The sequence below is a fragment of the Paludisphaera borealis genome (genome assembly GCF_001956985.1).
Classification (GTDB): Bacteria; Planctomycetota; Planctomycetia; order Isosphaerales; family Isosphaeraceae; genus Paludisphaera; species Paludisphaera borealis.
The window spans coordinates 7,310,606-7,337,423 of record NZ_CP019082.1 but is presented as its reverse complement, the minus strand read 5'-3'; the positions used below and the strand labels follow the sequence as shown (position 1 = coordinate 7,337,423).

Genomic DNA, 26,818 nt, shown 5'->3' with positions numbered 1-26,818 from the left:
AAGAGCCTACATCCGAAAACCCATGGGTTCCAGATTCCTGGAATTCACCCACGGCGACGCCGAGTTTCGGCTCGTCGTACTTCCAGAAATGATGGAATGACGACATGATTCAGCGTTGTCGGAATCACTTGGGGAATCGGGTGGTGTCGATGTAGCGGTAGGCGCCGCCGGTGGCGGTGGCGAGGCGGCGGAGGGGCGTGTTCTGTCCGAGGTCGGGGCCGCGGCCGAACTCGACGGCCTGGATGCGACTCCGGCCGGTCTCGGCCAGCAATTTATCGACGTCGGATTCGCTCATCGAGTCGGCGTCGGTCAAGAAGAACACGACCTCGGGCTTGTCGGACAGCCCGGTGCGCAGGGCCAGGAAATGGTCGGTGCCGCCGTAGGGGACGACGGCCGTGAGCTGCGACCGGATTCGCGACTTGTTCACGGCGGAGGCCGACATCATCCCGGGACGGCCTTGCGGATCGGTCAGCTTGTTGGCCTGAAGGTGATAGAACGTCACCGAGACCAGGGCGTCGGGAGGGAGCCGATCGAGGCTCGCCAGCAGCTCGCGCTTGGCGACGTCGAGCGCGTTGCGCAGGCCCATGCTCCCCGAGCAATCGATCACGTACGCGAACGACCGTCCGGTCTCGCGGGCGCCGAAGAACTCGGCGCCGGGACCGATTCCGCGCCCAACGCCGCCGCCCGAGCCTCCTCCCTCGCCCTCTCCGCCTCCGCTCCCCGACCCCGCCAAAAGCCCGACGCCCGAGGTCGGCAGGCCCGGCAGGTCGCGTTGGAGCGTCGCGTCGGGTTTGACGTCGGTCCGGGGGAGGATCTCCGAGAGCAGGGCGTCGGCCGCCGGATCGCGCACGGCCTTGATCGCGGGCGCCTCGCCGGACGGAGCCAGGGCCGGATCGCCGATGCCGCCGATCTCGCCCGGGCTTCCGCCTCCCCCCGCGCCCGACGTCCGTTTCGGATCCGCGCGGTTGTCGACCGGCTCGATCTCGCCGCGAAGGGTTCGCGGCTTGTCGTCGTCGCGCGTCGCGGTTACGTTCATGACCGTCAGCGAGGCCAGGAGAACGAGCAGAACGTGGACGAGCGTCGAAGTCGCCAGCGATCGCGGGTCGGTCAGCGGGGTGGTTCCCAGCCGCTCGATCGCCTCGCCCAGGACACCCGCGTCGCGGTCGTACTCATCGCGAATCGCCATCGGCGGGCTCCCGTTCGTGATCGAAGAATTCCGGTTCGGGCTCGGAGGCGGCCGATCGGCCTCTCTCGCGGACCGTCGCCGGCCGGTTCAAGGTCCGCCAGGCGAGGATCAAGGCGATCCCCGCGAGGCCGATGAACAATCCTACGGCCCAGGTCGAGTCGGACCAGACCGAAACCGCGGCCTGGGGATCGAAATCGCGGGGCTTGGCCCGGGCTCGCGTCTCGACCCGCGGCGGTTCGGCGCCGACGATCAGGGGGGCGAGCCGGCCGCCGTCGTCGGCCGCGTAGCGCACCCGCCGCAGGAACGTCCCGGTGAAGGCGACCGACGCGCCCGAGGCGATCGCGGGCGCGTCCGTCGCGCCGAAGGCGAAGACCGCGCAGAAGAGGTTGCCCGGCGGCTCCTCGATCCAGGCTTCGACGAGCGGTGGAAAGCTGCCGACGGCGGCCTGGCGGAACACCCGCGCGACTCGCCCCCGGACGATCACGCGACGGCCTCGCCAGGCGTCGGGACGGGCCCACAGGTCGCGGAACGCGACGGCTTGCGGCGGCTCGCTGGCGTCGCTCTTGCCCGTCAGCGCCGCATGCTCGGCGGCCAGATCGGCAAGGCCCAGTGGCGCGTCGTCCTCGACCTGGCCGGCGAGAACGAACAGCGTCGCGGCGATCAGCCACGCGATCATGGCGAGGCTCCAGGCTGGGCCAGCCGGATCGTGGCGACCCCGGCGGCGGAGCAGACGGCGATGATCCGCGCGGCGGGCTCGTACATCAGCCGGTCGTCGGCGATCAGGCGGACCCGGAGCGGGCGCGAGCCCATCAGGCCGATGTAGCGATGGAGGCGGTCGGACAGGGTGTCCAGGTCGGGGACGACGGCCTCGCCCAGGCGGATCGTTTTGAGGTCGCCGAGGTCGTCGGCCTCGGCCCGGATCAGGAGGTCGTTTTCGAGGTCGGCGTCGATGGTGCGCGACGAGGTCGATCGAGCTTGCCCGCGCGCCGACGAGGGGAGGGCGGCCGGGGTCGACGGCAGGTGCAGTTCGATGTGCGTCTCGGCCGTCGGCGCCTTGAACGTCAGGATGAAGAAGGCCAGGAGCTGAAACGCCATGTCGAGCATCGGCGTGACCGGAAAGAAGACCTCGTCGGGCGGGCCGGGGCGGTACGAGCGCGATCGCGGCGAGGCGCCGGTCGCGACCGCCGTCGGGGGCGGCACCGAAGCGGGAAAGTCGTCGGCCTCGAAGAGCATCTGGTCGGGTCCGACGCTCACGGCTGTTTCCTCCTCAGGACGACGAGGCTGAAGTTGGCGAAGCCCTGCGTCTGGGCCTCGGCGAGCGTCCGCCGGACGTGGCCGTACGACGCCTCGCGATCGGCCCGGAGGATGACCACCGTCGGTAGCTCGGCGGCCGGGGCTCTCGGTTCGAAATCCGAACCGAGAGCGAGTTCGGCGCGTCGGTCCGGCTCGACCAGTTCGAGTCCCGAGCGGCGGATCGCGGCCTGGTTCTTCCACCAGGCGGCGGCGGCCGGACCTTCGAGAATCGTGTCGTCGACCAGTAGCCCGCCGCGCGCGTCGAGGCTCGCCGACAGCCGATCGACGGTCAGGTCCGAGCCGGGCAGGGCGGCCGGCGCCAACGGCAGCCGCACCGCCCGGTTGGCCCCTTCGAGCCGACTCCCAAAATGGATCAGCATCATGAAGAACGTGATCAACTGGAGGACCATGTCCAGCAGCGGCGTCAGGTTCGGACTGAGCATGTGCGAAGACGACGAGCGGGGCATGGGGCGACCTCGGCCGGCGCGGCGGATCGAGACGAGACGACACGACACGGGACGACTCGGTTACTCGGAATGGGCCGGGGGCAGCGCCGATCGCGGCGCCGCGCCGGCCGAGGCGGCCAATGCGGCGTTGAGGGCGAACGGGTGCGGGTGCGAACCGGTTCCCGGCATCGGCATAGGAGTCGCCGTCGAGGGGGCGGCCGGTTCTTGCGGCTTCACCCCCGGCGCGAACTGCTCCAGCAGCGGCTCGGCGGCCATCGCCACTTCGAGCGACAGCCGGGCGATCCGGTTGCGGAAGAACGAGTAGAAGTAGATCGCCGGAATCGAGATCGCGATCCCTTCCAGGGTCGCGAACAGCGCCGTGGAGATCCCCGCCGCGAGCTGGCTGGCCTGCGGCGACGAGCCTTCGGTCGCGATCACGCGGAAGGCCATGATCATGCCGTAAACCGTCCCCACCAGGCCGATCATCGGCCCGAGCGTGCCGACGGTGGCGAGGTAGGTGGTGCGGTGCTCCATCTCCATCGTGGCGTCTTCGTTGGCCATCTCCATCGACCGCTGCGCCTGGGCCACGCCGCTGGAGAGCTTGCGGACCCCCGCCGAGAGCACCCGGCCGAACAGCGACGGATCGGCCGCCGCCCGGCTGTAGGCGTCGCTGTACCGCTTCTGGTCCAGAAGCTCCTGGACCTCGCGCACCAGCCGCCGCGGCAGCGCGGCCGACGTCCGATAGCGAAGCGCCATCCAGACCACCAGGGCGATCAGATAGAACGACATCGCCGCGATCAGGACCCCGATCGGCCCCGACGCGCGGACCATCCAGCGAAAGAACGATTCGCGCGCGTCAACCTTGGGGGCGTTCGCGTCGCCGGCCGACTCGGCGCTCGCCGATCGCTCATCGCCGCCCCGGGCCGAGGCTCCGTCCTGAGCCGTCGCGCGCGTCGGTGCGAGCGGGACGAGGCCCTCGGGACCGGCCAGGAGCAGCACCCCGATCACCATCGCCAGCACGCGGCCGTACCATGATTCCATCGCTGCCAGACCTCCTCGCCCCGTCGTCGAAACCCCTCCACAACAGATTACTCGATCATCCCTCCGCCGACAACGCAAACCCAACAACGCCAAGGATAAGGAACGTACGACGACGCAAACGCACGATCGGCGGCTCGCCGGCCGCGATGCTTGAGGTGAGACGGGGGATCTGGGGAGGGGGGAGAGGAGCCGATCGGGAGATCGAGGTTCCCGGGGTCGGGCCGGGAACCTCGGGCTTGCAGCGAGGGGAGGTTACTTTTTCGAGGCGGTTTTCTTGGCGGACTTGGCGTCGACTTCGGTCGACAACTTGCCTTCGGCGGGCTTGGGGGCGGCCTTGAACTCCTCGGCGGTCATCTTGACGGTCGAGCCGTCGCGCATCAGGACTTCGCCGCCGCTCTCGGGGGCCGTCTTCTCATAGGCCACGACGGTCTTGGAGTCGGTCGGGTCGAAGTCCACCCCCCAGTAGACCACCACGGCTCCCGCCTGGAGTCCCATGTAGGCTTGAGGGAAGCCGTTTTCCATCGGAGCCAGGTCCTTGATCGACTTCGGGGCGGGCTTGCCCCCCTTCTTGTGCATCCGCAAGAAACTGTCGATGTCCTCAAGCGCCAGGGCTGCCTGCGTGGGCGCCTCAGAGCGGCTCGCGCCCGATGAGCCGCAGCCGGGGGCCGCCACGGCCAGACCCACGATGAACGCGAATCCGTAAGCCAAACGGGATAATGTCATGGTCCAATCTCGATGATTAAATAGGAGAAAGAAAACGACGGAAGGGGCATGCGCCGCCCCTTCTGCGGGTTCACTCGTCCAGCGCGGTCTACAGTCGGGTCGTGGGCGGCTATCAAGAAAAGCTGCCGCGAGCATGCCTTCTCCCTCAAGGGTGAAGGGAGTTCGGCGCCGGCCCGCATGATGCGATCCGAAAGCAAACCACGCGAGGGCGGTTTGCATTCGGGTTGCATACAACAATCAAAACAGGACGTTGCGAGCATGCCTTCTCCCCTTGCGGGAGAAGGTGGCCGGAACGACCGGATGAGGGGTGAATCATAGGAATTCCTCGGACGCCAAGGCGATCGAAGAACCCCTCATCCGCCCCTGCGGGGCACCTTCTCCCGCAAGGGGAGAAGGGAATTCGGCCTCGGCCCGCGTGCAACTCAAATGCAAACCGCGCTAGGGTTCGAAGATCAGTACGCGTCGCTGCTGACGACCTCGCCGCCGGCGCGGGTGCCGAGGGCGAACCAGGTCCGGGGGTTGATCGAATCCTTGATGAAGTGGACCGAGCCGTCGCAGAACGCCGTATTGGCGCCGCCGGGGTGGTAGCTTCGCGCGGCCTGGTGGGAGGCGTAGAACGTATCGTTGCCGCAGTCGTTGGCCTTGTAATTCGGGGTGATCGTGTGGGTGTAATTGGTGGTCATCGGCAGCCAGCGGTAGTATTGGCCGCCCCGATATTGGATCAACCAGTACACCTGGGAGTTGTCCCAGTTGGAACATTGAGGGTCGATGACCTGGTTGCTCCAGGTGGGGCCCGAAGTCTCGTAGTACACCATGTCGATCGAGTAGGGCGTTCTCCCCGAGGTCGAGGCTGAGCTGGACGCGCCGATGTAGTGCGACTTCGTGGTCTCGGCGAACATCCCGGTGTTCGACGTGCCGTCGGTGAAGACCGACATCTGCGTGCGGCTGGTGACCTTCTGATAATCGGGGGTGTTCACCTTCGCGGTTTCGTTGAGCTGGACGTTGAACGCCCCCAGGTAGGCGCTGTTGGTTTCTTCGTAGCCGTACGTGCCGCCGAAATACTGGCTGGCGGTGCCGCCCAGGCTGGCCATGTAGTTCGAATAGCCGAGTTCCGTTCCGGGCGCCGCGACGAACCGAGCGCTCGCGCCGTCGGACGGGCAGTTGTATACGGAGACGATCTGCGTCTGGGCCGTGTTGTTGAGTGACGAGGCGCCGTAGGTGTTCATACTCACGGAGAAATTGAACGCGTTGTAGGTGTTGCCTCCCTCGATGAACGGCAGGATCAACGCCTGAACATTCGCCCGGCCGCCGCCGCCGGGCGGGTTCGGGGCGCATCCCGGCGGAAGCTCGCTGTAGGTCGACTCGAAGGTCAGCGCCGCCAGAGCCATCTGCTTGAGGTTGTTCGTACATTGCGCGCGGCGGGCCGCTTCACGGGCCGACTGAACCGCGGGGAGCAAAAGCGCGATCAGGACGGCGATGATCGCGATCACGACCAGGAGCTCGATCAGCGTGAAGCCACGGCCGCGGCTTCTTCCAATTCGTTGAAGCACCATGAGCTTGGGTTCCTGAAGACGAGGGAAGGGATGGCGAGATCAAGAGGCGGAAGAGAGGCTTGCGCTTGCTTCGCGGCACCGCCGAGAGGGGGCTGTGCGGCGAGGTCGGAAACACCCTGGACCTTTGTGCCGGACGCTACGTCGCGACCGGTGGGGGCTGGGTTCGGGAGGAGAGGCTCATTGGACGCGGGGTTCTGGGCGCAGCCGATGATCCCAATGGCCGTCGCCCGGGCCACGAGGAGCCTGGAATCGGATGGATCCCGCAAGCATGTTTCGATGACTCTCAAGGGGGAATCGTCGAACCTTCGCACGCTCGGGCAAGGAGAGATGGTGCCCGATGCGTCTCCTCGGTGGACGACGATGGATTCGGCCGGCTTCCGAGAACGAGTAAGTTAGGAGATTTTCATCGATGGCTCGTTCATTCGTCAATACCTTGCGACCGAGGGATCACGCATTTTTTAAGACTCGGAGCGGATGCGTATCGACCGAGCGTTCGGAGAGGCCGTCGGCGGGCGACGGAACGTCTTGGGGGAGGGGGGAGTCGAGGCGGGCGTCGAGGGCCGAGAAAAGGCCGATGCAACCTTAGGCGGAAGGGCTCGCGAATAGGCGATTCGGGCTCGGAAAACAAGGGCGAAACGAGGGCGTTGGGACGGCTTTGAAAAAAGGTAAAAATGGTCCGTCGCCAAACTTAGGGCGATTCCGACTTTAATGATTTTTCGATCTTGCGAGGAATCGCACGAGGGGATAGAACGACCGCAGAACGGGGCTCGGAAGAGCGACGAACGACGAGGAAAACCGGCTTTGCAAAACCACGACCGCTCATCACACTTAATCGTACGAAGAGCGGCCTCGGCGGTAGGTTTTTTGGGAATCGTCGATCAAGGCGAGGCTCGCCTTTCCGGGTCGGCCGCAATGCGGTCGGCGAGGGATGAAGGAGTGTTGGGCCGATGATCGTCCGTTCGATCGCCGGGGGCGTGGAAGTCCTCGCGCCGGCGAAGTTAAACCTGTACCTTGAGGTTCTGAAGCGAAGGCCCGACGATTACCACGACATCGAATCGTTGATGGCGGCCGTCGATCTGTTCGACGTGCTGACCGTCCGCGACGAGGCGTCGGGGGCGATCGTGCTGGAATGCGACGATCCGAGTTTGCCGGTCGACGGCCGCAACCTCGTGGTCAAGGCGGCCGAGCTTCTCAGGGTGTTGACCGGATGCACGTCCGGAGCGCGGATCAGCCTCAAAAAGGCGATACCGGCTCAGGCGGGCCTGGGCGGCGGATCGAGCGACGCGGCGGCGACGCTGACGGCCCTGGATCGGCTCTGGAACCTTGGGACCTCTCCCGGACGGCTCGACGCGATGGCTGGCGAGATCGGCAGCGACGTGGCTTTCTTCCTGCATGCACCGGCGGCGGTCTGTCGCGGTCGGGGCGAGCTGGTGGAGGCCGTATCCCTCTCGGTCCCTCTCCATTTCGTGTTGATCGTCCCCCCCGTCGGCCTGAGCACGGTCGACGTGTATCGACGTCTGCGACCGCCCGAAAATCCCAGGACGATCGGACCGGTTCTGGACGCCCTGGCCCATGGAGGGCCGGTGGAGCTGGGTCGAAGCCTGTTCAACCGGCTTCAACCCGTCGCCGAGACGCTTCGCCCCGAATTGATCGGGGTGCGCGACGCTCTGGCGAGCCTGGACTCGCTCTTGTGCGGGTCCTTGATGAGTGGTAGCGGCTCAGCCTATTTTGGGCTCGGCCGTGATTCCGCCGCGGCCGATCGCGCCGCGGACGTCCTCAAGCCGCTCGGACTAGGATGGGTCCGGGCCGTGACCTGCGGCCCCTGAGCAGAGAACGCCTCGTAAAGGAGTACCGGCTGTGGAGATCACCGAAGTTCGCATCAAGCTCATGGAAGACAACTCGGGCAGCAACGAACGGTTGCAGGCCTTCTGCAGCATCACGTTCGACGACATGTTTGTCATCCGGGACTTGAAGATCATCGAGGGCGCCAAAGGCTTCTTCGTCGCCATGCCCTCGCGCAAGCTGACCGACCGCTGCCACAACTGCGGCACCAAGAACCACCTGCGGAGCCGTTTCTGCAACCAGTGCGGATGCCGGCTCGACGAGAACCGCGCCCTTCGCGACGCCGATGGACGCGCCAAGCTCCACGCCGACATCGCCCATCCGATCAACTCGATGTGTCGCGAGAAGATCCAGGCGGCCGTGCTCGCCTCCTACGCCGAGGAACTCGAGCGGGCCAAGATGCCGGGCTACGTCTCGCGGTACGACGACTACGAAACCGACGATTTCGACGTGCCGTTCGACAGCCACGCCGCGACCGCCCAGCACCCGGTCATGAGTGGCGAACCGCCGCTCCGCCGCGGGCCTCTTCGCGGCCACACCCAGCACGCCCGGGGTGGTCAGTCGGTCCTCCGAGGGCCGCACGTTCCCCCTCGCAAGGAGAGCTCGCCCGAAGGCGTCGCCTCGGAGCACCATCATCATCGCAACGACTCCTCGTTCGGCAACGGCCTTTGAGCCGTTCGTTCGCCACGAGTCGAGTCGAACCTCTTCGGTCCGGAGTCCGCCTGAGTACGCCCTCCTGAATCCGATCTCCACGACTTCCAACCCGAATTCGCATTCCGTTCTTCAACAAGCCTGGACTGCGTCTTTCAAGCCGAGACCGACGCGCCACGGTCCCCACCGTAGCGCCGGCTCGGCTTTTCGCGCTTCCCCGTCGATCGACGCGCCCCTCTCGCGCCGCTGGACCGGCGTTCGGTCCTTGATTATCATCCATCCAACGGCGAATCCATTTCCTCCGCCGATCGCGGCGTTTCCGTCATTGGGAAAGCGATTCCATTGGCCATGTCGACGAACTCCCCCTCCGGATTGACGGGTTCCTCGACCGCCGCCGATCGCGCGAGGGCTTTGACGGTTGAAGCGCACGAGCGGTTCAAGTCCGTGAGCGAGGGGAAGGTCGCGGACTACATCCCGGCTCTCGCCGCGACGCCCGGCGCGTTGTTCGGCGTTTGCATGATCGGCACCTCGGGCGCCACGTTCGCCGCGGGAGACTCGGACTACGAATTCTCGATCCAGAGCGTGTCCAAGCCGTTCGTGTTCGCCCTGGTCTGCCAGGCCGTCGGCGAGGACGAGGCTCGCGAGAAGCTCGGGGTCAACAGCACCGGACTGCCGTTCAATTCGGTGATCGCCATCGAGCGGACGAAGGATGGGACGACAAACCCGATGGTCAACGCCGGGGCGATCGCGGCGGCCAGCCTCGCGCCGGGGGCGACCGCCGAAGCCGAGTGGCGGTTCCTCCACGAGGGCCTGTCGCGCTTCGCCGGCAGGCCCCTTACGCTCAACCACGCGGTGTACGAGTCCGAGGCGGCTACCAACCAGCGGAACCAGGGCGCCGCCAAGCTGCTTCAGGGCTACGATCGCATTTACTTCGACCCGATCCAGGCGACCGACGTTTACACCAGGCAGTGCGCGCTGAACGTGACCGCTAAGGACCTGGCGGCGATGGCCGCCACCCTGGCCAACGGCGGGGTGAATCCTCTGACTGGGGAGCGCGTCATCGACGCCGTCCACTGCCAGCACGTTCTGGCCGTCATGGTGACCGCCGGACTTTACGAACAGTCCGGCGACTGGCTGTACGAGACCGGCTTGCCCGGCAAGAGCGGCGTCAGTGGCGGGATGGTCGCCGTCGCTCCGATGAAGGGCGGGCTGGGTACGTTCGCGCCGTTGCTGGACGATTCCGGAAACAGCGTCAAGGGCCGGCTTGCGGCCAGGTTCCTCTCCGAACGGTTGGGCCTGAACCTCTTCGCCTCGAACCCCGCCGGATGACTTCGAATGACGAGTCTCTCGCCGCGCATTCAGCTCGATTGGATTGGACGAGTCCGCCATGAAACGCATCCGCATCACCCACGTCAATTACCACGAGCCGGTCACGTTCGGCGTCCACCGCGCCCTGCTGAGGCCTCGCGAGGGCCACGATCTCCACCTCGAGAGTTCACGCCTCAAGATTGATTGCGTCGTCGACCCCACCGCTCAGTCTTACCCGTTCCAGTACGACGCGAGCGAGCAGGTGGAGATCATCCCGTACCGACTCCCTAGTTATCCGCACGACGGCCCGGCGCTTCGAGAATGGCTCCGAGACCTGTACAGCCCCGGCGATCTCGTCAACACCTCCGAACTCCTGAACAAGCTGAACACGCGCATCTACGAAGCGTTCCAGTACGTTCGTCGTGAGGAGCCGGGGGGCCAGCTTCCTTGCCAGACGCTCGGTCTGGGCACGGGATCGTGCCGCGACTTCGCCGTATTCATGATGGAGGCCGCCCGGCACTGGGGGTTCGGGGCGCGATTCGTCACCGGCTACATTCAAATGGGCGAAGGCCAGCACGGCGCGACCCACGCCTGGGCAGAGATCTACATTCCAGGCGCGGGCTGGCGAGGCTTCGATCCCACGAACAACAAGCTCGCCGGCGACGAGCACGTCTCGGTCGCGGTGGCTCGCGAGCACGACAAGGCCTCCCCGCTCTCCGGTTCCTGGCAAGGGCCGGCGAACGCCTGGGATCGATTGGAAGTTTCGGTGCAGGTCGTGGCGCTCTGATAGGCCTGGTGACACGCGCGGCAGTCGAGCCGGAGATACGGTGGAGTTCGCCATGACGATCAAGCCTCCAGATTCCGCTTCCTTACCGCCGACCTCCAGCTTGCTGCATCGGATTCGACGTGTCGTGATGCGAGTTTCCTTTTTTCTTCTTGTGCTGATCGCGGGCTATATCGCCGTGCTTTACACCTTCCAGACGAGCGTCATCTTCCCTGGCGCCGCGACTCAGGGCCGTCCCGAGTCGGTGGCGCGTCTCGGGCCGGGGGGGGAACTGACGCGGTTGACCACCTCCCACGGCGGCGAGGTCGTCGCGCTGTACGGTCCGGCGCTCCAGGCCGACGGCCGCGCGCACCCCGACCCGGCTTCGCGGCCGGCGCTCGTCTACTTCTACGGCAACGCCATGTGCCTGGCGTACAGCGCCGCCGAGTTCGACCGCTTCCGGCGGCTGGGGCTCAACGTCTTGATCCCCGATTACCTGGGTTACGGGATGAGCGGCGGCAAGCCCTCCGAGGCCGGCTGCCGCGAGACCGCCGAATCCTGTTATCAGCATTTGATGTCGCGGGGCTTTCGCTCCGATCAGATCTTCGCGGGAGGCTGGTCGCTGGGAGGGGCGGTGGCGATCGACCTGGCGTCGCGGCAGCCGGTCGCCGGGCTGTTCGCGTTCAGCACGTTCACGAGCGTGCGCGAGATGTCGCGGGCCGTCGTGCCGCTGCCGCTGCCGGGAGTCCTGTTCAAGCACAAGTTCGACAGCCTGAGCAAGATCTCCAAGCTGACCTGCCCGGTCCTGCTGGGCCACGGCCGCGCCGATTCGATCGTCCCGTTCTCGATGTACGAGCGCCTGGCCGCCGCGACGAAGGCGCCGCTGTCGAAGCTGATCGTCGACCGCGCCGACCACAACGATTTCTGCGACGTCGGCGGGCAGCGGATCGACGAGGCGATTGAGGCGCTTGTGGCGAACGACGAGAGGAGCCCAGGGGTGCTGGATGCGTTCCAGGCGAATATGATCTTCCCCGGCGCCGCGACCCAGGGCCGTCCCGAGGCGGTGGTGCGTCCCGGGCCGGGTGGGGAACTGGCTCGGTTGACCACCTCTCACGGCGACGAGGTCGTCGCGCTGTACGGTCCGGCGCTCCAGGCCGACGGCCGCGCGCACCCCGACCCGGCTTCACGGCCGGCGCTCGTCTACTTCTACGGCAACGCCATGTGTCTGGCGTACAGCGCCGCCGAGTTCGACCGCTTCCGGCGGCTGGGGCTCAACGTCTTGATCCCCGATTACCTGGGTTACGGGATGAGCGGCGGCAAGCCCTCCGAGGCCGGCTGCCGCGAGACCGCCGAATCCTGTTATCAGCATTTGATGTCGCGAGGCTTCCGCTCCGATCAGATCTTCGCGGGAGGCTGGTCGCTGGGAGGGGCGGTGGCGATCGACCTGGCGTCGCGGCAGCCGGTCGCCGGGCTGTTCGCGTTCAGCACGTTCACGAGCGTGCGCGAGATGTCGCGGGCCGTCGTGCCGCTGCCGCTGCCGGGAGTCCTGTTCAAGCACAAGTTCGACAGCCTGAGCAAGATCCCCAAGCTGACCTGCCCGGTCCTGCTGGGCCACGGCCGGAACGATCCGCTGGTCCCGTTCTCGATGTTCGAGCGCCTGGCCGCCGCGACCAAGTCCCCCCTCACGAAGCTGATCGTCGACCGCGCCGAGCACAACGACTTCTTCGACGTCGGCGGCCGGCGGATCGATGAGGCGATCAAGAAACTGGTGGCGGCGGTCGGGTCGGCGGACGATTGACTCGCTCCTTGGCGCGCGATAGAGTCGCGCAAGCTGGGGGGCCCGGACAGGGCGACCCTCATATCCCGATCCGATGGCGAATGTTGAGGTCTACATGGCGCTCTACGAATTTGCCTGTCCCGGATGCACGCCCGTCGAGGCCTTCTTCCCCATGGGGGCCGCCCCGGACAGTCTGGAATGTCCCGAGTGCGGCGGGCGGGCCGAACGGCGGATCTCAACGCCCCGCCTTTCGATCGCGGGCACTTCCGCCTTCAAACTGATCGACGCCGCCAAGAAGTCCGCCCATGAACCTCAGGTCGTGACGGGCGCCCTTCCCCAATCAGGCCGAAAACGAGCCACGCCCACGACGACCAATCCGCTCCACCGCAAGCTGCCGCGTCCCTGATCTTGCCATCCGCAAGTCCCAGCATCAGCGCCAGGAGGAGTCATGCCGAAGGTCATTTTTCCGCTCGATTCGTCGAAGAAGTTCGAGGACCAGGAGAAGCTCGGCCACAATCGCTGGCATCCGGAGATTCCGCCGGTCGCTTCGGTGAAGCCGGGGGACAGCTTCCGGGTCCACTGCCGGGAATGGTTCGACGGGGCGATCGTCAACGACGACTCGGCCGACGACATCCTGAACGCCCCGCTGATGTGCGTTCACAAACTCAGCGGGCCTTTCCGCATCGAAGGCGCCAAGCCCGGCGACCTGCTGATCGTCGACATCCTGGACGTCGGACCCATTCCGCAGGAAGACTCGGGCCCGCTGGCCGGACAGGGGTGGGGCTATACGGGAATTTTTTCGCGGAACAACGGCGGCGGCTTCCTGACCGAGCAGTTTCCCGACGCCTACAAGGCGATCTGGGATTTCAACGGCCAGATCGCCACGTCCCGTCACGTTCCCTCGGTCTCGTTTCCGGGGCTGATCCACCCCGGCCTGATGGGCACGGCGCCGTCGGCGGAGCTGCTCAAGAAGTGGAATATGCGCGAAGGGGCGCTGATCGCAACCGACCCGAAGCGGGTCCCGCCGTTGGCACTCCCGCCCGAGCCTCGCGAAGCCGTGCTGGGCGGGGTTCCCGCGGCCGACTTCAAGCGCGTGGCCTCGGAGGCCGCCCGCACCGCGCCGCCTCGTGAAAACGGCGGCAACCAGGACATCAAGAATATGTCCAAGGGTACGCGCATCTTCTATCCGGTCTTCGTCGACGGCGCCAACCTCTCCCTGGGCGACTTGCACTTCTCGCAGGGGGACGGCGAGATCACGTTCTGCGGCGCCATCGAGATGGGGGGCTTCATCGACCTGCACGTCGACCTGATCAAGGGAGGCATGGAGACCTACGGCGTCTCCGAGAATGCCATCTTCATGCCCGGCAACGTCGACCCGCAGTTCAGCCAGTGGATCGCCTTCTCCGGCACCTCCGTCACGCTCGACGGCGAGCAGCGCTACCTGGATTCCCACCTGAGCTACCAGCGGGCCTGCCTGCACGCCATCGACTACCTGACCAAGTTCGGCTATTCGCCGGAGCAGGCCTATCTCCTCCTCGGCGCGGCGCCGATCGAAGGCAGGCTCTCGGGAGTGGTGGACATCCCGAATTCGTGTTCCACCGTTTACATCCCGACGTCGATCTTTGATTTCGACGTAAGGCCTTCTGCCAAGGGCCCGCATCAGATCAAGCCGGGGATCGGCGCCCCGCGATCGGCCAACAAGTAGTAGGGCCGGCGAACGGCAACCCGACGTACAAAGCAAAGAGAGCCGCCTTCTGGGGCGGCTCTCTTTGGCTTACGTCCGGTGACGCGCGCCTACGCACGGAGCGCCGCGAGCGCCCCGCGGAAGACTTTCAGGCCGTGGCCTTCGGGTCCGAGTGCTTCGCCGAGGCGGGTCCAGCGGGGGTGATGGAGGGGCGAGACGAACCGCTCGGGGTGGGGCATCAGGCCGAAGATCCGGCCGGTGGGGTCGCAGACGCCGGCGGCGGCCAGGGACGAGCCGTTGGGGTTGGCCGGATACTCCTGGGTCGGCTTCCCCGTGGCGTCGCCGTACTTGAGGACGATCTGGCCGGCGGCGTCGAGCGCTTCGAGGGCGCTTGGGTCGGCGGTCAGGAACCGGCCTTCGCCGTGGGCGATCGGCAGGTCGATGGGTTCGTCGAACGACACGAACGGCGAGAGGCCGGGCTGGGGCAAAAGCGTGACCCAGCGCGCCTCGAACCGTCCCGAGTCGTTATGCGCGAGCGTGGCGGGGCAGGGGGCGTCGCCGCCGGGCAAGAGCCCGCAGCGGACCAGCACCTGAAAGCCGTTGCAGATGCCGAGGATCAGCCCGCCGCGGTCGTGGAACCGTCGCAGGGCGTCGCCCAAACCGCGGGCCAGATGCGTGGCGAGGATGCGCCCGGCGCCCAGGTCGTCGCCGTACGAGAAGCCGCCCGGGAGGGTCAGGATCTGGAACAAGTCCAGCGCATGGGGCTCCTCCAGCAGGCGGCCGACGTGCCAGGTCTCGGCGCGGCCGCCGGCGAGTTCCCAGGCGGCCGCCGTCTCCTCTTCGCAGTTGGTTCCCGGGGCCCGAAGCACGATCACGCGAGGCGTCGCCTTGGTGGTCATGTCGCTTGTCGAAACTCCGTTAGTAAGAGGGATCGGACGAGCCGAGCGACGACTGGTAGTCGGGTTCGGCGCGGTACGCGAGGTTGCGCCGCAGCAGTTCGGATTCGTAGACCTGGACCACGAAGTCGGCGGCGATCTTGAGCCGCGACGAGGTCCCCTTGGCGGGGAAGTCGGCCGGCGATCCCTTGCGGAACTCGGCGACGCCGACGTGCTTGGAACGGCTCTTGACGTAGTTGATGCCGGGGATGCCGTCGGCGTCGCCGGAGATCAAAAGCGCGATGTCGTAGGTCTCTTGCAGCGCCACCATGTCGACGGCCAGGCTCGTGTCGAGCCCCTTCTCATTGACCGTGTGGTGCAGCAGGTCGACCTTCCAGTGTCCTTCCTGGCGGATCTCGACGAAGTCGGTGGCCGACTGGACGCCGTGGTAGAACCGCTTCTTGCGCTCCAGGGCCCGTCGCTTGTTGTCGTACCACTCGCGGGTCTCGCCGAAGCAAAGGTTCCACGCTTCCTCGACTTTCCGCTCCATCGGCACGTCGGAGAGCCTTCGGCTGACGTCCTCGACGTAAGCGTCGCGGAGCCGCGGATTCATCTCGAACCGGGCCCGCAGTCGGGCTTCGGCCTTGGGGTCGTTCAGGTCCCATTCGTCCATCTTGCCGACGACGTACCAGTAGATCCGCGAATGCTGGGCGGTCGGCCATCGCGAGCCTTCGGCGAAGGTCCGGCCCCAGTAGTGCACGCTCTGCTCGAAGACGTGGCGATAGAACGCGCCGTAGTCGTCGACGCGGAGGTTCAGATGCTTGAGCACGCCGTCCAGATTGGAACCGTCTACGAAAGTGACGAACCTTAACATAGAATTACCCCCAGATACATCCCGAGAAATTATGGACATAGATGATACCGGATAGCGTTTTTGTTTGTAGGATGCGGACGACTACCAGCGGAGCGGTCGCCGCCAGGCTTCTTCGAGGGCCGACAACGTCGAATCGACGACGGGCGAGCCGTCCAGACCGGTGATCGTGAGCCGCGCCGGCTCGCCGTCGGCTCCGTCGCGGGTCTCGCCGAGCCGGCCCAGCGGCAGGCCGCCGAAGAGGTCGGCCAGCGCGCCGTAGCAATCGGGCTCGATTTCGAGCAAGAACCGCGACGGCGATTCCGAGAACAAGAGCGCGGCGTCGACGGCCGCGTCGTCGTCGCAAGGGACGTCGCGGAGCGAGACCTCGGCGCCCACGCCGCCGGCGAACGCCATCTCGGCCAGGGCGACGGCCAGGCCCCCCTCGCTGAGGTCGTGGCAACTGCGGACCAGCCCGCGCTGGATCGCCGTGAACAGGGCCTGGAACAGGGCCGACCCGAGCGCGGGGTCGACGGCCGGCGCGGCGCCCCCCTCGACGCCTCGCACCTCGCTCCAGAGCGAACCGCCGAACTCGCGGCGGGTCGAGCCGACCACGACGACGAGGTTGCCGGCCCGCTTGAAATCCATCGTCACGCAACGGCTGGCGTCGGGCGTCTGGCCGATCGCGCTGATGAGCAGCGTCGGCGGGATGGCCAGGCTCTTGCCGTCGTGCGTGTACTCGTTGTAGAGGCTGTCCTTGCCCGAGATGAACGGGGTCTTGTAGGCCATCGCCAGGTCGTGGCAGGCCTGGGCGGCGAGGACCAGCGACCCCAGCGTCTCGGGGCGTTCGGTGTTGCCCCAGCAGAAGTTGTCGAGGAGGGCGATCCGACGGGGGTCGGCGCCCACGGCGACGCAGTTGCGGATGGCCTCGTCGATGACGCAGGCCGCCATCGCATACGGGTCGATCTTGCCGTACCGGGGGTTGATCCCGCACGAGATCACCAGGCCCCGGTTCGAGCCGGCGACCGGCAGGATCACCGAGGCGTCGCCCGGTCCGTCCTCGCGGACGCCGACCAGCGGCTTGACCACGGTGCGCGCCTGGACTTCATGGTCGTACTGCCGGACGATCCATTCCTTGCTGCAAACGTCCCAGTGGCCGAGGATCGCCAGCAGGTCGGCGGTGAAGTCCTGGGACTCGGGAAGCTCGATCGGCCGCTCCGGCGGCGGCGTGAACGAGGCCGAACGGACGACCAGCGGCCGGCCTTCGTGGAGGAAGTCCATCGACAGGTCGCCGACCACCTTGTCGTGGTACCGGAGCGTGAGCCGGCCGGTCGCGACGAATTCGCCGAGGTCGGTCGCCTCGACCCCTTCGAGCGCGCACAGGTCGCGCAGCTCGGGCCACGATTCCGGCGGCACGGCCAGGACCATCCGCTCCTGGGCCTCGGAGATCCAGATCTCGGTGTACGAGAGCCCCTGGTACTTGAGCGGCGCGTTCTCGAGATCGACGACCGCCCCCAGCTCGGCACCCATCTCGCCGACGGCCGAGCTGAAGCCCCCCGCGCCGCAATCGGTCACGGAGCGGAAGAGGGCCCGATCGCGCGCCTGGACGATGACGTCGAGGACCATCTTCTCGGTAATGGCGTTGCCGATCTGGACCGAGCCGCCGGAGATCGATTCGCTCTGGCTGGTCAGCTCGACCGAGCTGAACGTCGCGCCGTGGATGCCGTCGCGGCCGGTCCGGCCGCCGATCGCCACGATGCGGTCGCCCGCCTCGACGCTCTTGAACGCCTTGCCGCGCGGCAGCACGCCGACGGTCCCGCAGAAGACCAGCGGGTTCGCGAGGTAGCCGGGGTCGACGGCCAGCGCGCCGTTGACCGTGGGAATCCCCATCCGGTTGCCGTAGTCGCGGACGCCGGCGACGATCCCCTTGAGCACCCGCTTGGGATGGAGCACCCCGGCGGGGACCTGGTCGGGAGGCAGGTCGGGGGCGGCGACGCAGAAGACGTCGGTGTTGCAGATCGGCTTGGCGCCCAGGCCGGTGCCGAGCGCGTCGCGGATCACGCCGCCGATCCCGGTGTTCGCACCCCCGTAGGGGTCGATGGCCGACGGGTGGTTGTGGGTCTCGACCTTGAAGCAGACGTCGTACTCGTCGTCGAACCGGACGACTCCGGCGTTGTCGGAGAAGACGCTCACCAGCCAGTCGAGCGACAGCTTCTGGGTCGCGGCGAAGATCGTCTCTTTCAGCAGGTTCTGGATCGTCCGGCCCTCGAACTCGATCCGCCCCTTGAGCGTCTTGTGCGAGCAGTGCTCGCTCCAGGTCTGGGCGAGGGTCTCAAGCTCGGCGTCGGTCGGGTCGCGGCCCAACTCGGCGAAATGGCCCTGGATCGTCCGCATCTCGGCGAGGCTCAGCGAGAGCTGTCCGTCCTTGCTCGTCCGCACGAGAGCGGCGTCGTCCATCGCCCGGATCGGCACCGTGATCAGCTCGAAATTGTACGCCTGGCCCTCGCCGAGCCGGTCGATTCGCAGCGAGCCGCGGAAGACCTGCTCGACGGCGTCGTTGGCCAGCACGCGCTGGATCAGCCGCGGGAGCTGGTCGGCGGGGCCTTCGATCCGGTAAGTGCGGATGCTCCGCGCGCCGTCGACCGCGTAGCCGAGGTCGCGCAGCAGGCCCAGCGCGCTTTCGCCCTCGGGGTCGGTGACGCCCGGCTTGGGCGTGACGTGGACGACCGTGCCGGCGTCGTCCTCGACGGACGGGCAGGGGCGGACGTGGAAGGCCTCGACCACCGGATCGACCAGGACCCGCCGCGCCGCCTCCTCCAGGTCGGTCGCCGACAGGTTCCCTTCGACCAGGAAGCCGCGTCCGGCTGTCGCCCGCCAGGGGCCGGGAAGGCCCGATTCGACGGCCTCCTGGGCCAGCCGGCGACCGGTCGAGTCGGGGTGATTCGGTGCGGTACGGATTTCAAGATGCCAGAGCATGCTTTTTTAATCGACGATTACGAGGGATTGAGTTTTTTAAGCACGACGGAAGGCGGATGCGGCGTCGAACCGAAGGCGGCGGACGCCGGCGAGGGCGCGGCGGGGTCGACTACGATTCGGGGGGTTGTTGAGCTTCGAACAGGGCGCGCCGGGTTCGGGCGTCGTCCCACCAACGACGGATGGCGTCCTCGTCGTCGTTCATCAGGGCGTATTTGAGGGTGGCGAGGCGGTCCTGGAGGGCGCCGACCGCCGTCATCAGTGGGCCGCGGTTCTCGCGGAAGATGGCCGTCCAGAGTTCGGTGTCGGCACCGGCCACCCGGCTGCCGTCGCGGAAGGCGCCGGCGGCGAGCGGAAGCCAGTCGACGGGGACCGTGGCGGCCAGCGAGGCGGCCAGCGCGTGCGGCAGATGGCTCGTGTAGGCGACGACCTCGTCGTGCTCGACCGGCCCCATCTCAAGGATGCGGCACCCCAGCGACGACCAGAACCCGCGCGCAGCGCGGAGGCGTGAGGCCGGGGTTTTGGCTGTGGGGGTGAGGACGCAGACGCGGTCGCGGAACAGGTCGGCCTTGGAGAAGGCCGAGCCCGAGCGTTCTGACCCGGCCAGCGGGTGGGCGCCGACGAACAGCTCGGCGGCGGAAGGAGTCTTTTCGACCTCTTCCACGATCCGCCGCTTGGTGCTTCCCGCGTCGGTGATCAGGGCCGTCTTGGGGGCGGATTCGGAGGCTCGCCGCACGTCGAGAGCGACCCGGCCGACCGGCGTGCAGACGACGACCACGTCGGCCTCGGCGACTCCCTGGGCCAGATCGGTCGTCGCGCGGTCGATCACGCCGCGGTGCCTCGCCTGCTCGAGCGCCTGCAAGTCGCGGCCCACGCCGACCACCGTCGAGGCCAATCCCCGGCTGCGCAGCGCCAAGCCGATCGATCCCCCGATCAGACCGACGCCGACGACGGCCACCGTTCCGAAGCGATCCAAAACACGCACCTCACACCGGAGTTCTGATAGAGCACGACCACGGAGTATTCCAAACAGCGTCGCCAGATTGATCGACTTCTCAGTCTCTTCATCTTAACCACGTCGCAACGACAAAACGAGAACATTATCCCCGACCGGCGACCCGTCGAGTCGTCGTCGCCGCCGGGGGGCTCAGGCCTGGGTGACCGCCGCCAGCTCGTTGAGCGCCTCGCCCATCGCCTTCGCCGATTTCCAGCGGTCGCGGGGCTGTTTTTCGAGGGCCTTGTGGAGAATCCGCTCGAGTTCCTCGGGGGCGTCGGGCCGGAAGGCGCGGAGGGGGACCGGCGGGTGCTGGAGGATGATCTCGTAGGAGTCGGCCCGGCGGGGGTCGAATCCCAGGTAAGGGTATCGGTTGGTGAGCAGGTAATACAGGGTGGCCCCGGCGCTGTAGATGTCGGCGGGTTCCTTGACGTCGCGAAACTCGCGGATATGGTCGGGCGACAGGAAGCTGGTCGACCCGCCGACGTCCCCCTGGCGGGTCATGGTCGCGAACAGGTTGGTGTCGGCGAAGCTTTTGGCCAGGCCGAAGTCGGAGAGCTTGATGCGCGGGCGATGGACCGGGCCCATGACGAGGATGTTCGACGGCTTGACGTCGCGATGCACGTAGCCCTTGGCGTGGGCGTAGGCGAGGGCCGAGAGGAGCTGGCGGCCGATCTGGGCGACCGTCGCGACGGGCAGGGGCTGCTTCTGGTTCTCCGCCCAGGCCAGGGCGTTCTTGCCGTCCACGTACTCCATGACGAGCTGGAAATGGCCGTCGATCTGGAAGATGTCGTAGAACTCGACGATGCAAGGGTGGCACTTGCCCCCCGGCATCAGCAGGCCCTGGAGCACCCGGATCTCGCGCTGGAAGTAGTTGAACGCCTTGTCGCCAGGCGCGCCGTTGACCAGCAGCATCTTGATGGCGACCCGGCGGTTGGTCGAGAGCTGGGTGGCCCGATAGACCTCGCCCATCCCCCCCTCGCCGACCAGTTCTTCGATCAGGTAGTCGGGATGGGTTTCCGGGAACCGCCTGCGCTTGGCGAGGCACTCGGAGCAGAGGCCGGAGTCGATGGTCGCGAACGCCTCGGCGTCGAGCACGCCGGTCTTTTCTTCCGATCGCGAGTCGCCGTCGATCCGGGTCGCCAGCCGGGCGCCGCAGCCGACGCAGCTTCGCGTGACCGCGCTTCCCGGATGCGACCCGAACACCACGACCTCGAACGCGCTCTCCCCCGCGGTGATCACGTCCCCTTCGCGGATCAGCACGCGCTCGACGCGAAGGCCGTTGACCTTCGTGCCGTTGGTGCTCCCCAGGTCGATCAGGTGGCAGGCGAGGTCGTGCTTCTCGATCTGGAAATGGTCGCGCGACAGCAAGACGTCCTGGACCATCGGAAACGACGCGCGCGAGGAACGGCCCACCACGAGGACGTCGGATTGGTCGATCCGACGCTCCTCACCGGCATGCGGTCCCGAGGTCACACGTAGCAACAGGTCCATTCCGGCCTCCGGCTCGCGACTTCAGATTGAATCTCCATGATATCCGATTTCGGCTGCGATTTGAATCCAGAAGAGCGCGCGACGCGCGGCCCTAATAGCGAACCGCGTCAGGCGACCGGCTGCTTCTGCGCCAGGTCGCGGAGCGAGCGGAGGTCGATCTTGCCGGTCCCCGTGATCGGGATCTCGTCGACGCGGACGAAGTCGCGGACCGAGGGAATCCAGAGCCGGGGGACGCCGGCCGCCATCAAGCGGCGGTGCACCTCGTCGGGGGCGACCCCCAGGTCGGTGTAGAGCACGCAGATCCGTTCGCCGTGCTTGGGGTCGGGCAGCGAGGTCACGGCCACATGATGCTCGTCGACGCCCGTCGCCTCCATGATCGCCGACTCCACCCCCACGTGCGGCACCATCTCGCCGGCGATCTTCGAGAACCGGCTCAGGCGGTCGGTGATCTTGAGGAACCCGTCGGGGTCGACGAATCCCAGGTCGCCCGTCGAGTACCAGCCGTCGCGGAGCACCTTCGCGGTGGCCTCGGGCTTGTTCAGGTAGCCGAGCATCACCTGCGGACCCTTCACGCAGATCATGCCCACCGCCCCCTTGGGCAGGTCGGCGCCGGTGTCGGGGCAGATCGTCTTGACCGACGTGCCCGGCACGGGGACGCCGACCGTCCCGGGACGGTTGCCGTGGATCGTCCGCCCCGCGCCCAGATCCATCTCGGCCGGGATGTTGACGGCGACGACCGGGGAAAGCTCGGTCGTGCCATAGCCTTCCATCGGCTCGATCTTCAGCGTCTCGTTGATGTCGCGATACGTCTCGGGCTTGAGCTTCTCGGCGCCGAGCAGCAGATGGGTGAGCGCGCGGAATTGCTCGGGACGGCAGTTTTTCAAATAGAACCGCGTGAACGACGGGGTGCCGGCGATCAGGGTGACGTCGTGGTCTTCGCAAAGCTTGCCGATCGTCCGGGCGTCGAGCGGGTTGAAGTGGTAGACCACGCTCTTGCCCAGGGCCAGGGGGGTCCACAGTCCCACCGTGAACCCGAACGAATGGAAGAACGGCAGGATGCCCAGAATCACCTCGTTCTCGTGGAGGTGGATCTGCTCCTCGATCTGATGCACGTTGCTGAGGATGTTGCGGTGCGAGAGCATCACCCCCTTGGGCTCGCCCGTCGACCCCGACGTGAAGATCACCGTCGCCAGGTCGTCGAGCCCGCGGCGGGTCAGGCCGGGCAGGAACTTGCCGAGCGTCGACTCGGGCGCGAACCGCGAAACGGCCGCTCCCCAGAGCTTGTCGGCGAGCTTCACGCGGGGCGGAACGTCTTCCAGCAGGATCAATTCCGCCTTCGGCTGCATCTGGCACTTGTCGAGAACGCGGGCCGACGTGACCACCTGGCGGATGCCGCACTGCTCGATCGCCGAATCGATCATCGCCTGGTTGGTCGTGAAATTCAAATTGACCGGAATCTTACCGAGCAGACCGAGCGCGAGATTGGCCACGGCCGAGGGGACCATCGGCGGGAGGATCAGTCCGACGTAGTCCTCGCTTCCCAGGTCGCGGGCCAGCACCCGGCTGAGGACCGCCGCCCGGAGAAACGTCTCGCCATAGGTCAGCTTCACGCCCGTGCTGTCGCGCATGGCGATCCGCGAAGGGTGGAGGCGGGCCTGCTTGATGAAGGCGTGCGAGAGCGAGCGCCACTCCGAGGGCAAGGGAGAGAGCGGACGGGGAACCCCGTGTCCCTCGATATCAACAGAATCCGCCGCCGCGGCGCTCGTTACAGTCATCGTAAGAAGCTCCTCCAGAATCATCTAACCTGACGAGACCTAAATATTTCGGTTGATTACGGGTGGATGGCTCAATGTACATCAGGAATACGAGCCCGACAACCGTTCACTTTCATGATATCGCGAAAACTCGGGTCGCGTTCGTATCATTTTTTGGTGCAGTTGCGCTATTTGCATGCGGCCGTGAAGGCGAGTCGTTTTTCGGTGTTGGGAGAGCGAGGATCGGCGAAGCCCGCGCAAGAGTCGTCGAAAAACACCGCGCGGCCGGCCGGATCGTGTACAATGAGCAGTTGAGGGCCCGCCAACCGCTTCCTTGCAGCCGGCCGCCAGCCAGAATCCCTCCGTATCCGTCGGGTTGCATCGAGACATCCTGCCGAGGAATTAGACCATGACTGAGCGTCGGCTCGAAGCGAGCCCACTCCGCGACGGTCTCGACCGTTACTTGTATGCGCCGGCGCGAGCCTGCCTCGCCGTGCTGGCCTTGGCCCCGTTCTCGATCGACGCGCGGGCCGGCGAGGGCGAGTCCAGGTCGCCCGGGCGGACGGCCCCGAAGACGGTCCAGTTCAATCGCGACGTCCGGCCGATCCTCTCGGACAAGTGCTTCCAGTGCCACGGCCCCGACGCCCACCAGCGCAAGGGGGACCTGCGTCTCGACACCCTGAAGGACGCCACGGCCGCATCGGCCTCGGGCGAGCGGGCCGTCGTTCCGGGCAAGATCGACGACAGCGAGCTGGTCCGGCGGATCGAATCGGACGACCTCGACGAGCGGATGCCGCCGGCCAAGTCGAAGAAGCAGCTCTCGGCCGCCGAGGCCCAGACGCTGAAGACCTGGATCGCCGAGGGCGCCGAGTACGAGGGGCACTGGGCGTTCCTGCCGCCGGTCGCGTCCGCCCAGCCGACCGTCTCCCGGTCCGACTGGACCCGCAACCCGATCGACGCCTGGATTCTGAAACAGCTCGACAAGGAAGGGCTCGCGCCTTCGCCCGAGGCCGAGAAGGTCGTCTTGATCCGTCGGTTGAGCCTCGACCTGATCGGCCTGCCGCCGACGATCGCCGAGGTCGACGCGTTCCTGGCTGACGATCGCGGCGACGCCTACGAGCGGCTCGTCGACCGCCTGCTCGACTCGCCCCACTACGGCGAGCGCTGGGGACGGATCTGGCTCGACGCCGCCCGGTACGCCGATTCCGACGGCTACGAGAAGGACAAGCTCCGCAAGGTCCATTTCTACCGCGACTGGGTCGTCCAGGCGATCAACCGCGACCTGCCGTACGACCGGTTCATCGTCGAGCAACTCGCCGGCGACCTGCTCCCCAAGCCGACCCAGGACCAGCTCGTCGCCACCGGGTTCCTGCGGAATTCGATGATCAACGAAGAGGGGGGCATCGATCCCGAGCAGTTTCGGATGGAAGCGATGTTCGACCGGATGGAGGCGATCGGCAAGGGGGTCCTCGGCCTGACGATCCAGTGCGCCCAGTGCCACACCCACAAGTACGATCCGATCACGCATGAAGAATATTATCAGATGTTCGCCTTCCTCAACAGCACCCACGAGGCGAACATCGCGGTCTACTCGCCGGCGGAATTGACGAAGCAGGCGGATCTCCTCCGCGCGATCCATGAGACGGAATCGAAGCTTCGCGCCGACCACCCCGACTGGGCCGAGCGGATGGGCCGTTGGGAAGAGTCGACGCGCGACCGGGGACCGTCGTGGCAGGTCGTCCGCACCAACGTCGACGCCAACAACGGCAGCGGCCAGAAGCATTACCTGCTCGACGACGGCTCGCTGCTGGCCGCCGGCTACGCGCCGACGCTGCACACGACCCAGTTCACGGCCCTCAAGCCGGTGCCGAGGGTCTCGGCCGTGCGGCTCGAACTCCTGAACGACCAGAGCCTGCCGCTGTCCGGCCCAGGCCGGTCGACCAAGGGGCTGTTCGCCCTCACCGACTTCCATGTGGAGGTCGCCCCGGCCGACAGGCCGAACGAGCGGAAAGAGGTCAAGATCGTCCGGGCGACCGCCGACGTGAACCCGCCCGAGACGGTGCTTGAGCCGATCTTCGACGACCGCAGCAAGAAGCGGCGGGTCACCGGGCCGATCGCCTTCGCCATCGACGGCAAGGTCGAGACCGCCTGGGGGATCGACGCCGGCCCCGGGCGGCGGAACGTCCCGCGCAACGCGGTCTTCGTGCTCGAAAAGCCGGTCTCGTTCCCGGCCGGCGTGATCGTCACGTTCAAGCTCGACCAGAAGCACGGCGGCTGGAACAGCGACGACAACCAGAACAACAACCTCGGCCGGTTCCGGTTCTCCACGACCGACGCCCCCAACGCCGAGGCCGACCCCGTCCCCGCCGGCGTCCGAGCGATCCTGGCGATCGACCGGGCGAAGCGGACGCCCGACCAGACGGCCGCCGTCTTCAGCTACTTCCGCACGACCGTCCCCGAATGGAAGGGGGCCGACGACCACATCGATGCGCTCTGGAAGCAGCATCCCGAAGGCTCGTCGCAGCTCGTCCTGGAGGATCGCGAGCGGCCCCGCGAGACGCACTTGCTCCAGCGTGGCGACTTCCTCAAGCCCGGCAAGGCCGTCGTTCCGGGCACGCCCGCGTTCCTCAATCCGCTGCCGAGCGACAAGCCGGCGAACCGCCTGACGTTCGCCGAATGGCTGGTCGACCGCCAGGCGCCCACGACCGCCCGCGCCTGCGTCAACCGCGTCTGGCAGGCGTACTTCGGCACTGGCATCGTGGCGACCAGCGAGGACCTGGGATCGCAGAGCGAGGCCCCGTCGCATCCCGAGCTGCTCGACTGGCTGGCCGTCGACTTCATGGACCACGGCTGGAGCGTGAAGCGCCTGCAACGGCTGATCGTCAACTCGGCGACCTACCGCCAGACGTCGCGCGTCAGCCCCGACCTGGCGGCCAAGGACCCGTACAACCGGCTCCTGGCCCGAGGCCCGAGGCAGCGGGTCGACGCCGAGATCGTCCGCGACGTCACCCTGGCGGCGAGCGGCCTGCTCGACCGGCACGTCGGCGGCGACAGCGTCTTTCCCCCCGCGCCGGCCTTCCTGTTCGAGCCGCCCTCCAGCTACGGCCCGAAGCAGTGGCCCGAGGCGTCGGGCACGGCCAGGTACCGCCGCGCCCTGTACACGTTCCGCTACCGGTCGGTGCCGTACCCGATGCTCCAGGCGTTCGACGCGCCCAACGGCGATTTCTCGTGCGTGCGTCGGCCGAAGTCCAACACGCCGTTGCAAGCCCTGACGCTGCTCAACGAGCCGATCGCCCTCGACTGCGCCCGGTCGCTGGCGGCCTTGACATTGAAGGACGGCGGCGCGACGGACGCCGACCGCATCGTCTTCGCATTCCGCCGCTGCGTGGCCCGTAAGCCGACCGCCGAGGAGGTCGAGGTGCTGTCGAGCCTCCTCAAGCGGCAGGTCGAGCGGTTCGCGGCCGGCGAGATCGACCCTCGCGAACTCACGGCCGACCAGCCCGCCACCGGCGTCGCCCCGGCGCAGCTCGCGAGCTGGACCGTGCTGGCGCGCGTGCTGCTCAACCTCGACGAGACGATTACCAAAGAGTAAGTGATCGTAGGGTGGGCTT

General features: G+C 67.0%; 21 protein-coding genes and 1 tRNA gene. 9 read left to right on the top strand and 13 right to left on the bottom strand.

Annotation, left to right across the window (positions count from 1 at the left end):
* Window positions 1-124: 124 nt before the first annotated feature.
* The 4 genes from BSF38_RS28360 to BSF38_RS32310 are packed head-to-tail and all read right to left on the bottom strand — an operon-like array spanning window position 125 to window position 2,559.
* The gene (locus BSF38_RS28360) at window positions 125-1,186 is read right to left on the bottom strand and encodes a vWA domain-containing protein (protein ID WP_083713646.1); all 1,062 of its coding nucleotides are present in this window, start codon (window positions 1,184-1,186) and stop codon (window positions 125-127) included.
* Complete coding sequence (locus tag BSF38_RS28355; RefSeq protein WP_076350369.1) at window positions 1,170-1,862, bottom strand: hypothetical protein; 693 nt, start codon at window positions 1,860-1,862, stop codon at window positions 1,170-1,172. Before BSF38_RS28355 ends, BSF38_RS28360 begins: the two co-directional genes overlap by 17 nt.
* Window positions 1,859-2,440, bottom strand: coding sequence for an ExbD/TolR family protein (locus BSF38_RS28350; protein ID WP_237170663.1), 582 nt, complete (start codon window positions 2,438-2,440; stop codon window positions 1,859-1,861). The genes BSF38_RS28355 and BSF38_RS28350 overlap by 4 nt, the downstream gene beginning before the upstream one ends.
* Window positions 2,437-2,559, bottom strand: a complete 123-nt coding sequence (locus BSF38_RS32310) for an ExbD/TolR family protein (protein WP_237170662.1) — start codon at window positions 2,557-2,559, stop codon at window positions 2,437-2,439. The genes BSF38_RS28350 and BSF38_RS32310 overlap by 4 nt, the downstream gene beginning before the upstream one ends.
* Between BSF38_RS32310 and BSF38_RS31130 the strand changes: the two genes are divergently transcribed.
* Window positions 2,559-2,660 (top strand) — tRNA-OTHER (locus tag BSF38_RS31130). The two genes, BSF38_RS32310 and BSF38_RS31130, sit on opposite strands and share 1 nt — an antisense overlap.
* Window positions 2,661-3,006: 346 nt before the next feature.
* On the opposite strand, the gene BSF38_RS28340 is transcribed toward BSF38_RS31130, so the two are convergent.
* The 3 genes from BSF38_RS28340 to BSF38_RS28330 all read right to left on the bottom strand — a co-directional run bounded on the left by BSF38_RS28340 (window position 3,007) and on the right by BSF38_RS28330 (window position 6,242).
* Window positions 3,007-3,966, bottom strand: a complete 960-nt coding sequence (locus BSF38_RS28340) for a MotA/TolQ/ExbB proton channel family protein (protein ID WP_076350367.1) — start codon at window positions 3,964-3,966, stop codon at window positions 3,007-3,009.
* Between the two features lie 252 nt (window positions 3,967-4,218).
* Window positions 4,219-4,689 (bottom strand): hypothetical protein, encoded by a 471-nt coding sequence (locus BSF38_RS28335; protein WP_145952369.1) that lies wholly within the window; start codon window positions 4,687-4,689, stop codon window positions 4,219-4,221.
* A gap of 452 nt (window positions 4,690-5,141) precedes the next feature.
* Window positions 5,142-6,242, bottom strand: a complete 1,101-nt coding sequence (locus BSF38_RS28330) for a DUF1559 domain-containing protein (RefSeq protein WP_099092045.1) — start codon at window positions 6,240-6,242, stop codon at window positions 5,142-5,144.
* A 947-nt stretch (window positions 6,243-7,189) separates the two neighbouring features.
* Here BSF38_RS28330 and ispE point away from each other — a divergent pair.
* From ispE to fmdA, 7 genes are all read left to right on the top strand, one after another.
* Entirely contained in the window at window positions 7,190-8,068 is an 879-nt protein-coding gene (gene ispE / locus BSF38_RS28325; RefSeq protein ID WP_076350365.1) for a 4-(cytidine 5'-diphospho)-2-C-methyl-D-erythritol kinase, read from the top strand.
* A gap of 31 nt (window positions 8,069-8,099) precedes the next feature.
* The gene (locus BSF38_RS28320; RefSeq protein WP_076350364.1) at window positions 8,100-8,756 is read left to right on the top strand and encodes a SpoVG family protein; all 657 of its coding nucleotides are present in this window, start codon (window positions 8,100-8,102) and stop codon (window positions 8,754-8,756) included.
* A gap of 327 nt (window positions 8,757-9,083) precedes the next feature.
* Window positions 9,084-10,064, top strand: coding sequence for a glutaminase A (gene glsA, locus BSF38_RS28315; RefSeq protein ID WP_076350363.1), 981 nt, complete (start codon window positions 9,084-9,086; stop codon window positions 10,062-10,064).
* Window positions 10,065-10,122: 58 nt separating this feature from the next.
* Window positions 10,123-10,830, top strand: coding sequence for a transglutaminase family protein (locus BSF38_RS28310; RefSeq protein WP_145952368.1), 708 nt, complete (start codon window positions 10,123-10,125; stop codon window positions 10,828-10,830).
* 127 nt (window positions 10,831-10,957) lie between these two features.
* Complete coding sequence (locus BSF38_RS28305; RefSeq protein WP_168189483.1) at window positions 10,958-12,604, top strand: alpha/beta hydrolase; 1,647 nt, start codon at window positions 10,958-10,960, stop codon at window positions 12,602-12,604.
* A gap of 94 nt (window positions 12,605-12,698) precedes the next feature.
* Window positions 12,699-12,989: an FmdB family zinc ribbon protein gene (locus BSF38_RS28300; protein ID WP_076350360.1), complete on the top strand. Its 291-nt coding sequence runs from the start codon at window positions 12,699-12,701 to the stop codon at window positions 12,987-12,989.
* Window positions 12,990-13,031: 42 nt separating this feature from the next.
* Window positions 13,032-14,288: a formamidase gene (gene fmdA, locus BSF38_RS28295; protein ID WP_076350359.1), complete on the top strand. Its 1,257-nt coding sequence runs from the start codon at window positions 13,032-13,034 to the stop codon at window positions 14,286-14,288.
* Window positions 14,289-14,377: 89 nt separating this feature from the next.
* On the opposite strand, the gene purQ is transcribed toward fmdA, so the two are convergent.
* The 6 genes from purQ to BSF38_RS28265 all read right to left on the bottom strand — a co-directional run bounded on the left by purQ (window position 14,378) and on the right by BSF38_RS28265 (window position 23,228).
* A complete protein-coding gene (gene purQ, locus BSF38_RS28290) occupies window positions 14,378-15,166 on the bottom strand; it encodes a phosphoribosylformylglycinamidine synthase I (RefSeq protein WP_076350358.1) in 789 nt (262 codons plus the stop codon).
* Window positions 15,167-15,185: 19 nt separating this feature from the next.
* Complete coding sequence (locus BSF38_RS28285) at window positions 15,186-16,016, bottom strand: NYN domain-containing protein (RefSeq protein WP_076350357.1); 831 nt, start codon at window positions 16,014-16,016, stop codon at window positions 15,186-15,188.
* Between the two features lie 81 nt (window positions 16,017-16,097).
* Window positions 16,098-18,968 (bottom strand): phosphoribosylformylglycinamidine synthase subunit PurL, encoded by a 2,871-nt coding sequence (gene purL / locus BSF38_RS28280; RefSeq protein ID WP_076350356.1) that lies wholly within the window; start codon window positions 18,966-18,968, stop codon window positions 16,098-16,100.
* A gap of 109 nt (window positions 18,969-19,077) precedes the next feature.
* Complete coding sequence (locus tag BSF38_RS28275; protein ID WP_076350355.1) at window positions 19,078-19,950, bottom strand: prephenate dehydrogenase; 873 nt, start codon at window positions 19,948-19,950, stop codon at window positions 19,078-19,080.
* Window positions 19,951-20,112: 162 nt separating this feature from the next.
* On the bottom strand, window positions 20,113-21,453 hold the full coding sequence (locus tag BSF38_RS28270; protein ID WP_076350354.1) for a protein kinase domain-containing protein: 1,341 nt from the start codon (window positions 21,451-21,453) through the stop codon (window positions 20,113-20,115).
* 107 nt (window positions 21,454-21,560) lie between these two features.
* On the bottom strand, window positions 21,561-23,228 hold the full coding sequence (locus BSF38_RS28265; protein WP_083714035.1) for an AMP-binding protein: 1,668 nt from the start codon (window positions 23,226-23,228) through the stop codon (window positions 21,561-21,563).
* A 388-nt stretch (window positions 23,229-23,616) separates the two neighbouring features.
* On the opposite strand from BSF38_RS28265, the gene BSF38_RS28260 reads away from it, so the two are divergent.
* Entirely contained in the window at window positions 23,617-26,799 is a 3,183-nt protein-coding gene (locus BSF38_RS28260; protein WP_083713640.1) for a PSD1 and planctomycete cytochrome C domain-containing protein, read from the top strand.
* Window positions 26,800-26,818: the final 19 nt, after the last annotated feature.

Bases quoted from the DNA above. Each gene is read 5' to 3' on its own strand.
- BSF38_RS28360 (WP_083713646.1), bottom strand. From the start codon at position 1,186: ATGGCGATTCGCGATGAGTACGACCGCGACGCGGGTGTCCTGGGCGAG.
- BSF38_RS28355 (WP_076350369.1), bottom strand. From the start codon at position 1,862: ATGATCGCGTGGCTGATCGCCGCGACGCTGTTCGTTCTCGCCGGCCAG.
- BSF38_RS28340 (WP_076350367.1), bottom strand. From the start codon at position 3,966: ATGGAATCATGGTACGGCCGCGTGCTGGCGATGGTGATCGGGGTGCTG.
- BSF38_RS28335 (WP_145952369.1), bottom strand. From the start codon at position 4,689: ATGACATTATCCCGTTTGGCTTACGGATTCGCGTTCATCGTGGGTCTG.
- BSF38_RS28330 (WP_099092045.1), bottom strand. From the start codon at position 6,242: ATGGTGCTTCAACGAATTGGAAGAAGCCGCGGCCGTGGCTTCACGCTG.
- ispE (WP_076350365.1), top strand. From the start codon at position 7,190: ATGATCGTCCGTTCGATCGCCGGGGGCGTGGAAGTCCTCGCGCCGGCG.
- glsA (WP_076350363.1), top strand. From the start codon at position 9,084: ATGTCGACGAACTCCCCCTCCGGATTGACGGGTTCCTCGACCGCCGCC.
- BSF38_RS28310 (WP_145952368.1), top strand. From the start codon at position 10,123: ATGAAACGCATCCGCATCACCCACGTCAATTACCACGAGCCGGTCACG.
- BSF38_RS28305 (WP_168189483.1), top strand. From the start codon at position 10,958: ATGCGAGTTTCCTTTTTTCTTCTTGTGCTGATCGCGGGCTATATCGCC.
- BSF38_RS28300 (WP_076350360.1), top strand. From the start codon at position 12,699: ATGGCGCTCTACGAATTTGCCTGTCCCGGATGCACGCCCGTCGAGGCC.
- fmdA (WP_076350359.1), top strand. From the start codon at position 13,032: ATGCCGAAGGTCATTTTTCCGCTCGATTCGTCGAAGAAGTTCGAGGAC.
- purQ (WP_076350358.1), bottom strand. From the start codon at position 15,166: ATGACCACCAAGGCGACGCCTCGCGTGATCGTGCTTCGGGCCCCGGGA.
- BSF38_RS28285 (WP_076350357.1), bottom strand. From the start codon at position 16,016: ATGTTAAGGTTCGTCACTTTCGTAGACGGTTCCAATCTGGACGGCGTG.
- purL (WP_076350356.1), bottom strand. From the start codon at position 18,968: ATGCTCTGGCATCTTGAAATCCGTACCGCACCGAATCACCCCGACTCG.
- BSF38_RS28270 (WP_076350354.1), bottom strand. From the start codon at position 21,453: ATGGACCTGTTGCTACGTGTGACCTCGGGACCGCATGCCGGTGAGGAG.
- BSF38_RS28265 (WP_083714035.1), bottom strand. From the start codon at position 23,228: ATGACTGTAACGAGCGCCGCGGCGGCGGATTCTGTTGATATCGAGGGA.
- BSF38_RS28260 (WP_083713640.1), top strand. From the start codon at position 23,617: ATGACTGAGCGTCGGCTCGAAGCGAGCCCACTCCGCGACGGTCTCGAC.